The 14,444-nt window shown below is 45.4% G+C and carries 15 protein-coding genes; 7 read left to right on the top strand and 8 right to left on the bottom strand.

Features of this window, described 5'->3' with window-relative positions; genetic code table 11:
• Window positions 1-130: 130 nt before the first annotated feature.
• Both AB1K89_RS10575 and lepB read left to right on the top strand, forming a co-directional pair.
• Window positions 131-643, top strand: coding sequence for an RNA polymerase sigma factor (locus AB1K89_RS10575; protein WP_413054702.1), 513 nt, complete (start codon window positions 131-133; stop codon window positions 641-643).
• Complete coding sequence (lepB, locus tag AB1K89_RS10570; RefSeq protein WP_413054701.1) at window positions 624-1,784, top strand: signal peptidase I; 1,161 nt, start codon at window positions 624-626, stop codon at window positions 1,782-1,784. The genes AB1K89_RS10575 and lepB overlap by 20 nt, the downstream gene beginning before the upstream one ends.
• Window positions 1,785-1,963: 179 nt before the next feature.
• Here lepB and AB1K89_RS10565 read toward each other — a convergent pair whose 3' ends face one another.
• The 3 genes from AB1K89_RS10565 to AB1K89_RS10555 form a co-directional block, all read right to left on the bottom strand.
• Window positions 1,964-2,620: an HAD family hydrolase gene (locus AB1K89_RS10565; protein WP_413054700.1), complete on the bottom strand. Its 657-nt coding sequence runs from the start codon at window positions 2,618-2,620 to the stop codon at window positions 1,964-1,966.
• Between the two features lie 35 nt (window positions 2,621-2,655).
• Window positions 2,656-3,003, bottom strand: a complete 348-nt coding sequence (locus AB1K89_RS10560) for an NIPSNAP family protein (RefSeq protein ID WP_413054699.1) — start codon at window positions 3,001-3,003, stop codon at window positions 2,656-2,658.
• 76 nt (window positions 3,004-3,079) lie between these two features.
• A complete protein-coding gene (locus tag AB1K89_RS10555) occupies window positions 3,080-4,648 on the bottom strand; it encodes an amidohydrolase (RefSeq protein WP_413054698.1) in 1,569 nt (522 codons plus the stop codon).
• Between the two features lie 103 nt (window positions 4,649-4,751).
• Here AB1K89_RS10555 and AB1K89_RS10550 point away from each other — a divergent pair, with 103 nt between their 5' ends.
• The 5 genes from AB1K89_RS10550 to pstA all read left to right on the top strand — a co-directional run bounded on the left by AB1K89_RS10550 (window position 4,752) and on the right by pstA (window position 9,391).
• Complete coding sequence (locus AB1K89_RS10550) at window positions 4,752-5,192, top strand: YtoQ family protein (protein ID WP_252504676.1); 441 nt, start codon at window positions 4,752-4,754, stop codon at window positions 5,190-5,192.
• A 216-nt stretch (window positions 5,193-5,408) separates the two neighbouring features.
• Window positions 5,409-6,227 (top strand): phosphate ABC transporter ATP-binding protein PstB, encoded by an 819-nt coding sequence (pstB, locus tag AB1K89_RS10545; protein ID WP_413054697.1) that lies wholly within the window; start codon window positions 5,409-5,411, stop codon window positions 6,225-6,227.
• 165 nt (window positions 6,228-6,392) lie between these two features.
• Window positions 6,393-7,364, top strand: coding sequence for a PstS family phosphate ABC transporter substrate-binding protein (locus AB1K89_RS10540; protein ID WP_413054696.1), 972 nt, complete (start codon window positions 6,393-6,395; stop codon window positions 7,362-7,364).
• A gap of 190 nt (window positions 7,365-7,554) precedes the next feature.
• Window positions 7,555-8,505: a phosphate ABC transporter permease subunit PstC gene (gene pstC, locus AB1K89_RS10535; RefSeq protein ID WP_413054695.1), complete on the top strand. Its 951-nt coding sequence runs from the start codon at window positions 7,555-7,557 to the stop codon at window positions 8,503-8,505.
• Window position 8,506: 1 nt separating this feature from the next.
• Complete coding sequence (gene pstA / locus AB1K89_RS10530) at window positions 8,507-9,391, top strand: phosphate ABC transporter permease PstA (RefSeq protein WP_413054694.1); 885 nt, start codon at window positions 8,507-8,509, stop codon at window positions 9,389-9,391.
• Between the two features lie 93 nt (window positions 9,392-9,484).
• On the opposite strand, the gene glmM is transcribed toward pstA, so the two are convergent.
• The 5 genes from glmM to sigW all read right to left on the bottom strand — a co-directional run bounded on the left by glmM (window position 9,485) and on the right by sigW (window position 14,392).
• Window positions 9,485-10,837, bottom strand: coding sequence for a phosphoglucosamine mutase (glmM, locus tag AB1K89_RS10525; RefSeq protein WP_413054693.1), 1,353 nt, complete (start codon window positions 10,835-10,837; stop codon window positions 9,485-9,487).
• 40 nt (window positions 10,838-10,877) lie between these two features.
• Entirely contained in the window at window positions 10,878-12,146 is a 1,269-nt protein-coding gene (locus AB1K89_RS10520) for a CdaR family protein (RefSeq protein WP_413054692.1), read from the bottom strand.
• On the bottom strand, window positions 12,139-12,975 hold the full coding sequence (gene cdaA, locus AB1K89_RS10515; RefSeq protein ID WP_413054691.1) for a diadenylate cyclase CdaA: 837 nt from the start codon (window positions 12,973-12,975) through the stop codon (window positions 12,139-12,141). Before cdaA ends, AB1K89_RS10520 begins: the two co-directional genes overlap by 8 nt.
• Before the next feature lie 210 nt (window positions 12,976-13,185).
• Window positions 13,186-13,815, bottom strand: coding sequence for a zf-HC2 domain-containing protein (locus AB1K89_RS10510; RefSeq protein WP_413054690.1), 630 nt, complete (start codon window positions 13,813-13,815; stop codon window positions 13,186-13,188).
• Between the two features lie 13 nt (window positions 13,816-13,828).
• On the bottom strand, window positions 13,829-14,392 hold the full coding sequence (gene sigW / locus AB1K89_RS10505; RefSeq protein ID WP_252504684.1) for an RNA polymerase sigma factor SigW: 564 nt from the start codon (window positions 14,390-14,392) through the stop codon (window positions 13,829-13,831).
• Window positions 14,393-14,444: the final 52 nt, after the last annotated feature.

Genomic DNA, 14,444 nt, shown 5'->3' with positions numbered 1-14,444 from the left:
GACCTTCTGTATTTTCATCTATTCTTATATTAGTTAATTTAAAGTATTACACTAATTAAAATGTTTTCTATTATGACCGTTACCGTTTTTGAAAGGTTGCGTCTAAGTAAGTAACAAGTGAGGTGACGATATGTCCAGTGAAGTTTGGTTTGATGAACATTATGATGCTGTCTACAGTTATATCCTCATTCTCGTAAAAGATTCTCATACAGCAGAGGACTTGTCCCAAGAGACGTTTATGAAGGTCATTCGGAATGAACATCAATTCAAGGGGGACTCCCTCGTTAAAACATGGATTTTCCGTATCGCCTACACGACGACGATGAGTTATTTCAGAAAGAAGAATCCGATAACGTATTATTTTGATATGTATACTCATAGCACTAAGCACGAACGATCATCAGAGGAGATTGCCCTTCTTAATTCACAGCAAAAGCAATTTTACGAAGCGCTCAACCAACTTAAGCCGAGTTACCGGCAAGTGATCATTCTACGAAAGATCCAAGGATTCTCGACAAAGGATACGTCAGCCATCCTTAATTGGTCTGAAGGAAAAGTGAAGATGAGTTTATCAAGGGCACTTGCTGCATTCAAAGGAGAACTGGAAAAAGGAGGGGTTACAAGTGAAACACTTATCCGATGATCAGATAGCGAAGGAATTGGAGAATCTTGATCAGAAGTTTAAACCAACACGTGCACAAAAAGAGAAGGCTCATCGTACTTTTTTTCAAGAGAATGGCTATAGAAAAAAGGTTAGGATTCAAACGTGGATACCGACTGTTGTTACGTTTATCCTTTTACTATCTCTCATCTCTGGTGCCTTCTTTCTAATTAACGATACCGTTTTGCAAAGTAACGAAGACGTTACTTCTGATTGGGATGAATTTTACGTCCAACAAACAAGCACAAATAGCAATACACAATTCACTATTTATTTCCACGATGGAACGCTGTTTATATATGATATAACTCCGTATTCTACATTCGATGATAATTTTAACGAAGAAAAATTCAAAAAGTATATTACAATCACTGATACGAAACTAATCCCGGGAGAGTATAAAAAATACAGTGTATTAAAGAACAAGGATGCTTATACGATTAAAGTAACGGGAGAGACAGAATTCACTTATACCCTAACCAAAGTTGCTCCAAGAAAATATATAGGTGAAGATGGGATAGAATATTCAACTAGTTTATATTTGGATCTTTCGGAAGTTATCACAGATGATATGACGCCGGAACGATTGGAAATTGCCCAACAATCGGAACATACATTTTTGATTGAATGGGGATCCGATTCCATGGATAGAGGGAATCATGATTTCGAATCCCACGAGCACGGGCAACTTGTCGTTTCAACTGAATTTGGCGAGCTACAGCGGGGGCAAGCCGTTTATTATCATATGCCGTCTTCCGTCATCGCCAAAAATGCAGCAGTTCCTGAAATGTATATCGGAAGAATCGTAGGATTACCCGGTGAAACAGTCGAAATTAATGGCGGCCAAGTGTATATTGACGGAAAGATGCTTGATACGTTTTATGGCAAAGCAACAAGGCGCGGCGCAGGCGAAGAAGAGTATTTCAATACGGTACCGAGCAGTGTATATAGGGATGAAAAAGGGATAAGGGATTACTTCAATATGAACATGGCAGCCGTAACTGTTGAGGAAAATACGGTGTTCATTCTCGTTGATCAATGGTGGCGAGGATACGATAGCCGCGAGTACGGTCCTTTGCCGATCGGAGAGATTGAAGGGATTATTACCGGGACTGCGGAGTAATGTGATACGAGTTTGAGTAATCCATGACAGCAGGTAAGGTCATTGAGAGGTTTTCATTAGATAAAATAAAATACAGAGCAGGATGGCTGAAGTGCCAATCTGCTCTGTTTCGATTAACCACTCTTTCCACCCAACTCTTCTATTAGCGGTTTCAACCAAAAATCTGCCAGTTCTCACTCTTAGCTTTCCGAATGTATGATCTTTTTCAACTCAATTAAGTCGTCAATTACGACATCCGCCTGAGCAAGTTCGTCTTCCCTTGCAAAATCGAAGTTACAGCCAATAGAAAGTAAACCGTTATCTTTCGCCGCGTTTATATCAGATAGTCGATCTCCTACTACCGCTCCGTTGGTAATGCCATACTTTTGAACAATACTCCGGACAAGATCCGATTTATTCAGCGACTCAACATGTTCGATGCTGAATATTTCTGTAACCCAACGATCCAAACGATAATAGTTCACTATGGCTTCGAGATAGTCAATTAACCCATTACTTGCTATGTAGATTGAGCAACTATTCTCTGTCAAATAAGTGAAAACTTCCGTTACATCAGGATACAAAGCGCCGTTCCCGTTTCTTATTTTTTCAAGCAACCTTTCAAGAAAATATGCATCCGCGAGTTCCCTTTCTTCCATAGAATGATTCGGCATCAATGTCTCCCATACTATCGGCAAAGGAACCCCCATAATTTCACGGTACATCTCGATAGGTGTGGCGCTGTTCCATTTATCGATTGACCGTAAATGTTCAAACGTATCATCAAGGGCTAATTCCAGGATGCTATCTGTTTGAAAAAGTGTGCCGTCCATATCGAATATAAAAGACTGTATCATATTCACTCTCCTATACAATGTTTAGTTAGAGATTACTATGTCCTCTCCTCTACAGTCGATGTTAAGGCTTCATTTTTAACCTCTAAAATGTATTCCTTCAATACGTATTCCCGTCCACCGTTCTTTGCGTACCAATCTTTTACACGTTCTACATGAGCATGATCACCTCTTATCTTGGATTCAATTTCTACATAATCTTCATAACTGTCATATTCCCATATTGCAAAAATCTCAACAGTATCGTCCTCATTTTCCTTCATCCAACGACCGATTAACCGGGTACCGTGTTTCAGTTGGTTAGGCAAATTGGTTTTATTGAAATGTTCATTAAAGATCTCGACAAATTCTTTTTTCACCGTATAAAACTTTCTCCGATAAAACATAGGTATCTCCCCCGAAAACTGAAAAGAAGATACCAGACGATCAACATCATGTTATCTTCCTTCAGAAATATTTTTATCAGTTCCGATACATCACGTCGCCCGCTACAACCGTCATAACAACATTCGTTTCGAGGATTCCCTCTTCATCCACCTCGAACAAATCCCTATCAAGCACCGTGAAATCAGCATCGCAGCCGACGCCGAGCTTTCCGCGTGAATCAGCCTTTCCAATCGTCGCAGCGCTGCCCGATGTGAATAAACCGACCGCCTCGAACATGCTCAGCTTCTCTTGCGGCAAATACCCTTCGTGTGTCTCCCCAGGTTTTCTCCTCGTCACCGCCGCATAAATGCCGAGCAGCGGATCGACCTCTTCAATCGGCGCATCTGATCCCGCACCGCAAATGAATCCTTCGTCAATAAGCCGCTTCCATGCATACGCCCAGTCCAGGCGGTCCTCCCCTAGCTTCTCCATCACCCACGGAAAGTCGGACGGCACGAAAGCCGGCTGGATATCTAAGACGATAGGCAGCTTCTTCATCCGCTCCACCAAGTCGTCACGCAACACATTCACGTGAATGAGTCGATCCCGCTTCCCTTCTGGCACTGGATGACGCTCGATTGCGTCCAATCCTTTTTCAACCGCTCCGTCCCCGATCATATGCATCGCCACTGCTTGCCCATATTTCCGCGCAGTCGCCACGAGTTCATCGATCTCCTGATCTGTCAACACAGCCGTTCCGTATGTCAACGGATCGTTCGCATATGGCTCACTCAACAAAGCGGTGCTTCCGCCAAGTGACCCGTCAATGAAAAACTTCATCTCTCCTGGATCAATCCAAGGTTCATCATACGTCGCTTCGTCTTCCAACAGCTGCGTAAACACCGTCGAGCGACGCAGCAAATGCGCACGGAATTTCTTCTTCTCGCCGATGACATTCTTGAATGCCTGCAACGGATTGCGATAATCGCCGTAATATCCGAGATCATCCGTCACCGCGCCGGTCAGTCCGAGCGACAATAAGTCGTCGACTGATTTCTCCAGCGCCTTCGTCAGCATCTCCTCCATCGGTTCCGGAATGAGTTGCAACACACGATCCATCGGGCCTTCTTTCAATACCCCTGTCGGTTCTCCGTTTTCATCCCTCTCAATGACACCGTCATCCGGATCTGGAGTATCTTTCGTAATACCTGCAAGCTCCAACGCTTTCGAGTTGACGATCGCCGCATGCCTGCATGTCCGTTTCAGATACATCGGAGAGTTCGTCACATGATCCAAATCATGTCTCGTGAAAATCTTTTTATCCGCAAAATTGTTTTCATTCCATCCTTCTCCGATGAACCACTCGTCCTCTTTCAAATCGGGATAAGCGTCTTCAAGCATCTTCATCATTTCATCAGCAGACTTCGCCTTGGATAAATCCAAACTGAGCAATTTCTGTCCGTGCCCAATCATATGCATATGGTTATCGATGAATCCCGGGTAGAGCACAGCCCCATTTAAGTCAACTTCATTTTCAGATTCACTTTTTAATTCCTCATATGTGCCCACCGCAATGATTTTACCGTTTTCCGTCAGCAGCGCCTCGACGGTTTCCCCTTCCGTTTCCATTGTATACAGCTTGCCGTTATGCCAAATCGTTTTCATCTTGATTCCCCCTTTTCTTCCTTAATTCTAAACTTTCGTGCAACGTTGGGCAATCTAATTCGAAATGCTATAATAGAACCATCATTACAGGGAGGGATTTTTTATGAGATTGACTGTTTATTTAGCAGGGGAAATCCATACATCTTGGCGTGAAGAGGTGAAACAGAAAGTCGCGGCTTTGAATTTGCCGATTGACTTCGTCGGACCGATGGAAGACCATGACCGCTCGGATAATATCGGGGAGGAGATCTTAGGCAAGCAGCCGGATGCGATTTTCAAGGATGCCGCCGCTTCCAGTTTTAACAACTTGCGGACTGAACTGCTCATGAAGAAAGCCGATCTTGTCATCGCTCTTTTCGGCGAGCAATACAAACAATGGAACACGGCAATGGACGCGAGTGCTGCAGTCGCATACGGCAAGCCGCTCATCCTCATCCGTTCCGAACAGCATCATCATCCATTGAAGGAGCTTTCCCGCAAAGCGCATGCAACGGTCGAAACTGTCGACCAAGCTGTTAAGGCATTGCATTATATCTTCGAATGAAATGAAAGGCTATCCGACTCGGGATGGCCTTTTCTAATTTCGATGACGTTCTAAATCAGTTACCACCGACTCTGAGCGCGTTACCACCGACTCGGCATAATTTGGCTCATTTACGCATCATTTTTCATTTACAAAACCTTAACAACACCTTCATACTCCCTCAATAATCCTCTCGTACACTAAACGTAAGCCTCAATCCAACTAGGAGGATTTCAAATGACATTACTTCTTGATCGTATAAAAGAAAAACCATTATCAGTTGTGCGAAACGAAAGCTGGCATAAGCCGATTTATGAAACGAACGGCTTGAATTTATGGTACGGCACGTCGCATGCGTTAAAGAACATCGATCTCTCGATCAATGAACGCGAAGTGACCGCCATCATCGGTCCATCAGGATGCGGGAAGTCAACGTTCCTGAAAACATTGAATCGGATGGTGGAAACAGCGACAGATGTCTCCATCTCAGGCAATGTCACGTTCAAAGGAAATAATATTTTGGGCAAAGCGATGCCTGTCGAAGTTCTTCGTTCCAAAGTCGGCATGGTGTTCCAAAAGCCGAATCCCTTCCCGAAATCAATTTACGAAAACATTGCCTTCGGACCGAAAGTGCATGGCATCCGCAATAAGGCAATGATCGACATGATTGTAGAAGAAAGCTTGAAAAAAGCGGCATTATGGGATGAAGTGAAAGACCGTCTCCATAAAAGCGCGTATAGCCTTTCCGGCGGACAGCAGCAACGGCTATGCATTGCCCGCTGTCTCGCCATTGATCCCGAAGTAATCTTGATGGATGAACCGACTTCCGCCTTGGATCCGGTATCGACTCACAAGATTGAAGAATTGATCCGATTCATTAAAAACGATGTAACGATCGCCATTGTCACACACAATATGCAACAAGCCGCCCGGATTTCCGATCGCACCGCATTCTTCCTAAATGGCGAAGTGATCGAGGAAGATCGGACGACAACAATCTTCAACAACCCTTCGGATACATTGACAGACGATTATATTAACGGCCGTTTCGGCTGAAGCATGAACCCACTTATTATAAGTGGGTTTTTATTTATTCATTAACATTAATTTACAATACCTTTACACATTAACAATACCCGCTTAACAATGAGCCGTTATGATTTAGTTGTGAGGGAGATTCCTTCATCTACATTAGAATTTAAACCAGGGGAGGATTTATCAATGAAGTTTAACAAGTATCTGTTATTCATGATCATCGCTGCGTTTGCAGTTGTTCTTGCAGCATGTGGCAAAGACGGCGACTCCGGGGAATCGGACAAAAACAAAGCATCCGCGCAAGGATCCGAACTGGAAGGCAGTGTCGCTATCGACGGTTCCGGAACAGTGTACCCGCTTATGGCCCGACTAGCTGAGGAGTATATGGTGAATGAACAAGAGAACGTATCCGTTGAAGTGAGCCGTGCAGGTACAAGTGCAGGTTTCAAGAAATTCCTCGTTGAAAACGGAACGGACTTCAACGATGCTTCCCGTCAAATTAAAGATGAAGAAGCAACAGCAGCAAAAGACCTTGGAATCGAAGTGAAAGAATTGAAAGTTGCCTTGGACGGCCTTACTTTCGTCATCAATAAAGAAAATGATTGGGCTACTGAAATGACGCCTGAACAATTGGTCAGCATTTTCCTCGCTGATAGCACTGTCGAAAAATGGTCAGATATCAATCCTGATTGGCCGGACGAAAAAATCAATGCGATGGGCCCGAATGAAAACCACGGAACGTACGAGTTTTTCTATGAAAGCATTTTGGATAAGCAAGATATGGATAGCTCAGTCAACTTGCAACAGGAATATTCAACACTCGTGAACCTCGTTTCAGAGGACAAGAACGGCATCGCCTTTTTCGGATTCGGCTACTACGTCAATAACAAAGACAAAATGAATGCAGTTGCAGTCGACTTCGGAAAAGGTCCTGTCGAGCCGGCGTTGGATACGATCTCCGAGGACGGGGCTTATGCAGACTTCACTCGCCCGGTCTTCACATACTTGAATGTGAATCATGCGAAAGAAAAGCCACAAGTGAAAGATTTTGCAATTTACGTCATGAACAATATTAATAAATTCGCAGGTGAAACAGGCTTTGCACCAATTCCAGAAGCTGAAGTGAAAGAAAACGTAAGCTTCCTCGAAGGACTATAAGAAGAAACAAAAGCGCAAGTGCCTGTTCAGGGGCGACAGGCATAAGACGGATTGGCGAAGAGGCGGTTTTTGGCCTCATAGCCAATATGGCTTATGACCCGAGCCCCTAGGCGCTGGAGTCTAGACGAGGAGAGGATGGGGGCTGTTAAAGCCTTCATCCTCTTGCATCTTAATAGAAGGAGTATCTCCCATGATAAATAATGAAATGAAGGCAGATAAAGTGAATATCCGGGACATGATCGATCAAAACCAGCGAAGCAATTCGATTAGAAGAAGAATTGAAAAGCTGATTCCCAACTTCCTCATGTTGATTGCCTCACTATCCGTCCTGACGACAATCGGCATCATTTGGACACTGTTATCCGAAACGGTAGAGTTTTTTAAACGGGTGCCGATCCTCGATTTCTTTACGGGCACCGTCTTAAAGCCATTGAGCCAGAACCCTGAATTCGGGGTTCTTCCGTTATTGATGGGCACCATCACTTCTTCTTTGATTGCGATGACGGTAGCTGCTCCAATCGGACTCATGGCCGCCATCTATTTGAGTGAATACGCTTCGCCGAAAGTGCGGAAAGTCGTCAAGCCGATTCTTGAGCTGCTTGCCGGCGTGCCTACAATCGTCTATGGGTTCTTCGCCTTCACTTTTGTGACGCCTCTATTACGTGAATTTATTCCAAGCCTTCAAGCGACGAATATTCTCAGCCCTGGGCTCGTCATGGGGGTCATGATCATCCCGATGATCGCCTCCCTATCTGAAGATGCGATGAGCTCCGTTCCGAACTCGATGCGTGAAGGGGCTTCTGGATTAGGTGCCACGAAGCTTGAAGTAACACGCAAAGTTGTCATTCCTGCTGCTCTTTCCGGCATTATCGCTTCGTTCGTCCTCGGCATTTCTCGTGCCATTGGGGAAACGATGATCGTGACGATCGCAAGTGGCAGCACAAAAAACTTCACTTTCGACATTACACAATCGATGCAGACAATGACCGCTTATATCGTTGAAGTGACAGGCGGAGATGCCGCTGCTGGTTCGACAGTCTATTACAGCTTGTATGCAGTGGCAATGACCCTTTTCGTTTTCACGCTTGTTATGAACCTACTTGCAAGAGCTGTCTCTAAAAAGTTCAGGGAGGAATATTAAGATGAATCAACTGAGCGAAAAGCAACTGACGCGGCGGACGAAACGCCGTTTATTCCTGAACCGGTTTTCGAAGTCCATTTTCATGCTATCTGCGTTCTTCGGATTATTCTTTCTTGCCGTTTTGCTTGTCCGTGTCGTTACGGAAGGCATCGGTTCAGTCAACCTCGATTTTTTGACCGGTAAATTATCGACCCAGCCGGAACGCGCAGGCATCATGGGAGCGATTCTAGGAACGTTCTGGCTTATGCTCGTCGTCGCCCCCGTCACGATGTTCATCGGCGTAGGCACGGCCATTTACTTGGAGATGTATGCAAAGAAAGGCCGGTTGGTCAGTTTCATTCAGACGAATATTTCAAACTTGGCGGGTGTCCCTTCCATCGTATACGGGATACTCGGTTTGACGGTGTTTGTACGGGCGATGGATCTTGGCAATGTTGTCCTCGCCGGTGGTTTGACAATGTCACTACTGATTTTGCCGATTGTCATCGTCGCGAGCCAAGAATCGATTCGCTCTATCCCTTTCCATTTAAGCGAGGGGGCTTACGGGTTGGGTGCGACGAAATGGCAAACGATTCAGCGGATCATTCTGCCGGCAGCATTGCCGGGAATTTTGACGGGGGCCATTCTTTCCTTATCCCGCGCAATCGGGGAAACGGCGCCGCTCGTCGTTATCGGCATTCCGGCATTGCTTATCCCATTCCCGGGAAGCATCATGGACCGCTTCACAGTATTGCCGATGCAAATTTATTACTGGACACTGGATGCTTCGTTAGTTGCGGAATATGCCAATCTGGCAGCTGCCACGATCATTGTTCTGCTAGTTGCACTGTTCATCTTGAATTCCACAGCTATCATCATCCGGAATAAATTCCAGCGTGTATTCTGAGGGGCTTTGTTATCGCATCCAATTACGGGTGCGATTTTTTTATTCCACAAAAAAAACTGGAAACTCCCCTATGAGAAGTTTCCAGTCCATTTCTTATTCTTCTATACCCATTTCTTCACGCACGACGTCCGCAATACGGTTGACAAAGCGTTCGCAAGTATCGTGATCCGGTGATTCGACCATCACACGGACGAGTGGCTCCGTTCCTGATGGACGGACGAGCACTCTGCCGTTGCCAGCCATTTCCTCTTCAACTTCCTTAATAACTGCAGCGACTTTTGCATTTTCGGTCACTTTGTTTTTATCCGTTACCCGGACGTTGACGAGCTCCTGCGGATAAATCGTCATCTCGCTTGCTAGGTCGGATAGCTTCCGACCAGTTCGCTTCATAATGTTGACGAGTTGCAAGGCAGTCAACAGGCCGTCCCCTGTCGTATTGTAATCGAGCAGAATGATATGGCCCGATTGCTCTCCGCCGAGATTATAGTTTCCTTTTCTCATTTCTTCAACTACGTAGCGGTCCCCAACAGCAGTCTTTACGCTCATCATGCCGTGGCGCTCCAATGCTTTGTAAAAGCCGAGGTTGCTCATGATCGTGGATACGATCGTATCGGATTTCAGACGGCCTTTCGATTGGAGATGGCGGCCGATGATGAACATGATCTGGTCACCATTAATGACACGACCAAGTTCATCGACCGCAATGAGACGGTCTCCATCTCCGTCAAAAGCAAGTCCGATGTCCGCGCCTTTATCGACCACTAGCTGGCTAAGTCCTTCGGGATGTGTAGATCCGACGCCGTCATTGATGTTCAGGCCATTCGGAGACGCGCCGATTGTTGTCAGGTCCGCATCGAGATCTGCAAAGACGTGCGTTGCCAGTGAAGAAGTCGCGCCATGTGCACAGTCAAGGACGACATGAAGGTCTGTGAATTCCTCATCGACTGTCTGTTTCAAGTATTGGATGTATTTATGGCCACCTTCAAAGTAATCCGTCACAGTGCCGACATCCGCACCTACCGGACGAGGCAGGCGATCTGTTTCTTCATGCAAGAGTGATTCAATTTCCTCTTCCTGCTCATCTGTCAATTTGAACCCGTCCGCGCCGAAAAACTTGATGCCGTTATCCTCAAAAGGATTGTGTGATGCTGAAATCATGACACCCGCCTGTGCATTCATGACGCGCGTCAAATAGGCAACACCCGGCGTACTGATGATTCCGAGCCTCATCACTTCGACTCCCATTGATAACAGACCTGCAATCAAAGCGTTTTCCAGCAAATGGCCGGATATACGGGTATCCCGTCCAACAAGCACTTGGGATGTCTCCTGGGAATCTCTCGTTAACACATATCCACCAATCCTGCCAAGTCTAAAAGCAAGCTCTGGCGTTAATTCTTTATTTGCAATCCCACGGACGCCATCCGTTCCGAAATACTTTGTCATTGTCCATACTCCCTTTCAATGCTCATAATCAGCTTCTTCATTATGCAAGCTTTATTTCCAACGTAACTTCATTATCTGAAAGCTTCCAAGCGACATTATCAGGCGCAACTACAGATATCGGGTATGCATGCTCTCCTTCTTCGTCCGTGCCGGAAGCATCGATGCTAATATCGAAGTCCGAAGCGTCGAGTGAATTAATGACATCCTCTTTAGCAGTTACGGTCACATCGACAACTCCATCCGATGGCTTCAAAAAGGTGCTGCTATATTTTTCATCCAACCCTTTGACAGCGACTGGGATGTTTTTGAACTCCTTTGTTACATCCTCCTCAGTTGGAGTGATCGATACATCGGGAGGAGGATCTTCACCATTCATGATCGTTACGCTAATATTCACCTTGATTTTGTCCACCGAAAGCTTGGAAACTCCCTTCGGCTTTGGAAGGTTCAATTCTACCGTTCCTGATTCCTTCATCTTCGATATATCGACATCCACCCGAAGCTCATCGATGTCCTCAAGCGTCTTTTGCGGTCCGAACAGTGTCACCGTCTTTGTATCCGTGAAAACCGAGTCGATGACGATGTTCTCACCCGGAACACCTCTTTCCCTGAGGACAATCGGCACTTCTTTGCTATTTTCTTTAACTTCCACTTTGACCGTAACTTCTTCGGGTTCGATTGTGACATTCAATTTATTCAGATCCCGGTCGAGCACACGTACTCTGCCCTTTCGCTCAAATGATTTATTAATTCCCGGTTCCCCGGTTACCGAAACCTTTACGAAGCTGATTGATTCGACGACGCTTTTAGCGCCTGTCACCTGAATTGTGGAAGGCTCGACTTCCATTTTCCCGACATAGAAATCCTCTGCCAGCAATCGTTCATTCAACTCAGGGTCGACTTTGAACTGTTTCGATATTTTCTCCTCGATGAATACATCCACTGTAGAAGGATCCAATCTCACATCCAGCTTATCTGAGAGGTTCTCCGTTTGGATCTTGACAGTATGCCTTCCCATCGGCAGGCTCGTCAAATCGACCTTCAATGTGAAATCCTTCAACAGTTTCGTTGACTGTACAAGGTTGGAAGGTCCGTCAATTGACATATTGACCGTTTTCGGCACGCCTGTCACGACAAGATTTTCATTATCAAAAAAAACTTCCACCGGAACATCGCGAAGAATATCCTGGGTATCACCAATTGTGGAACTATTCGTTTCATCATCTGCCTGGACGGAAAAGAAAAGGATGATGGCAAGCGCCAATGCTGTGAAACGAAGGAACCATGGCCGATCCATTAACTTATCCATTTTTATGTTTCCCCCATTTCCAGAATGGAGTGGATGAAGTTTCAGTTTCCGCTCCAAACCATACTTGACGAAGCTGTTTCTCAAACTCTTCCATCGACAGATTCCGATTGATATCCCCATTTGCGGTGATGCTGACGGCACCCGTCTCTTCGGATACGACAACAGTGATGGCATCGGTCACTTCACTGATGCCGAGAGCTGCCCGGTGTCGAGTTCCGAGCTCTTTTGAAATAAAAGGATTTTCCGAAAGCGGTAAATAGCATCCTGCAGCAGCGATGCGATTTTTTTGTAAAATGACAGCCCCGTCATGCAACGGAGTATTCGGAATGAATATATTAATGAGCAATTCCGAAGTGACAATCGAGTTCAACGGAGTCCCTGTTTCAATATATTCACTAAGTCCTGTTTCCCGCTCAATCGAGATGAGTGCTCCGATTCGTCGCTTCGCCATATAGCTCACCGACTTGGTGAAGGCCTCAATCATTCGTTCACGTTCCTCTTCTTCCTGCATCGCGGACCTTGCAAACAAACGCCCTCGCCCAAGTTGTTCCAACGCACGGCGTATTTCGGGTTGAAAAAGGATAATAATAGCTAGGAAACCGAACATCAACACTTGATCCAACATCCACTTCAATGTATCAAGTCCAAGATATTCAGTAAGAATACGGGCGAATAAAATGACGAATATCCCTTTTAATAGCTGTACGGCTTTCGTGCCTTTTATGATGGTGATCAATTTATAGAATACAAACCAAACGAGAAGCACATCCACTATATTTTTCAGTATTTCAATCGGACTTGAGTTTGTAATCATTTCCCAACCAGGCATGCGCTTCCCTCACCTTCATCGCAAATTCTATACTTCAGTATATCATACAGCCCAGTTTCAATGCTCTTGAAAACGAACGAGGCTGGTTACTAATGGGAACGTTTTGGTTGATAATTTGTTTCCTTTCCCTATGTGTTAATCTTTCATTCATTTAATATAAAAAAAACGATTGCCCCCCCGTTGTCGGGAAGGCGATCGCTGTCATTGCTATTATTCTTGCGGCTCCTCGTTGGAGGACGGGAAAATGTCTTTGACAGTCGCCTTGATTTTATACCAAAGCCAGTCGAAAGCTTGATCAATCTCTTCACTTTTTCCTGTAACGACTGCTGTCGATGCCATATATTTTGAACCGTGGATAACAGTTACATTGCCATCCACTTCCCCTTCAATCCGAAGATTGCCGTTTTTGACGACAATGTCCCCTTTCACGACTTCACCGGCAGGAACGACGACCGTTTCCCCTTCGACGACAAGATTCGGCTGCTTCGTGAAGGAGAATTGTTGATCATTACTATAGCTTGAAAAGAGCGTTGCGCTCATTAATAGTAAAAATAGTGCGGCCGCAGCCACGAGTGGGTGCCTGCGTAATAGGCGCTGAAAGCCCGCTTGCGATTTTTCTTTCGGGAGACGTGCCATGACGCCCGAGACAAATCCGTCCGGTGCCTGGATTGGAGCAGCATCCTTCAGGAATAAAGCCGACATTTTCAGTTCATCCATCATTTCCCTGCAATGTTCACAGGCAGCTAAATGCTTTTGCAGCATCTGCTCATCATCCCGGCTTATGTCTCCGTCTAAATACGCGTGCATTAAATGGATTACTGGTTCCTGACACGTATTCATACTTAATTCCCTCCTACATATTACCCATTTGTTTCCGTAGTGCTTCCCGTCCACGGTGAACTCGGGTCTTTACAGTACCAAGTGGTAATTCTAAAATATCGCTGATCTCCTGCAACGGCAATTCTTCCATATAGCGAAGAATGATGACGGTACGGTATTTCTCGGGAAGCCGTCCAATCTCATACTGGACACGATCCTGCGCTTCCATACGCTCCACTTCTTCCTCCGGCAAGTCGCCCGCTGCTGCAATTTGCGAGTACATGTTGAGGCCATCCGTTCCAGGCACTGTCGCATCGAGATAATAATCCGGCTTCTTTTTGCGGATTCTATCGATGCATAAATTTGTTGCAATCCGAAATAGCCACGTAGAGAACTTTCGTTTCTGATCATACGTATGAATGTTCACATATGCACGTACAAAAGCTTCCTGGGCTATATCTTCTGCTTCTTGGGGATTGCCAAGCATTCGATAACAAACATGATACAGCCGATGTTGAAACATGGTGACGATTTCTTCGAATGCATCCTGATCGCCTTTGATCACTTCATTTATTCTTTTATTGACCAATTCATCCAATGACTTTCATCCTCCGCTCTATGCGGCTGTACCTTCTATACGATTGAAGGGT

The sequence above is a fragment of the Sporosarcina pasadenensis genome (assembly GCF_047228845.1).
Classification (GTDB): Bacteria; Bacillota; Bacilli; order Bacillales_A; family Planococcaceae; genus Sporosarcina.
This window is presented reverse-complemented; position numbering and strand designations above follow the sequence as displayed.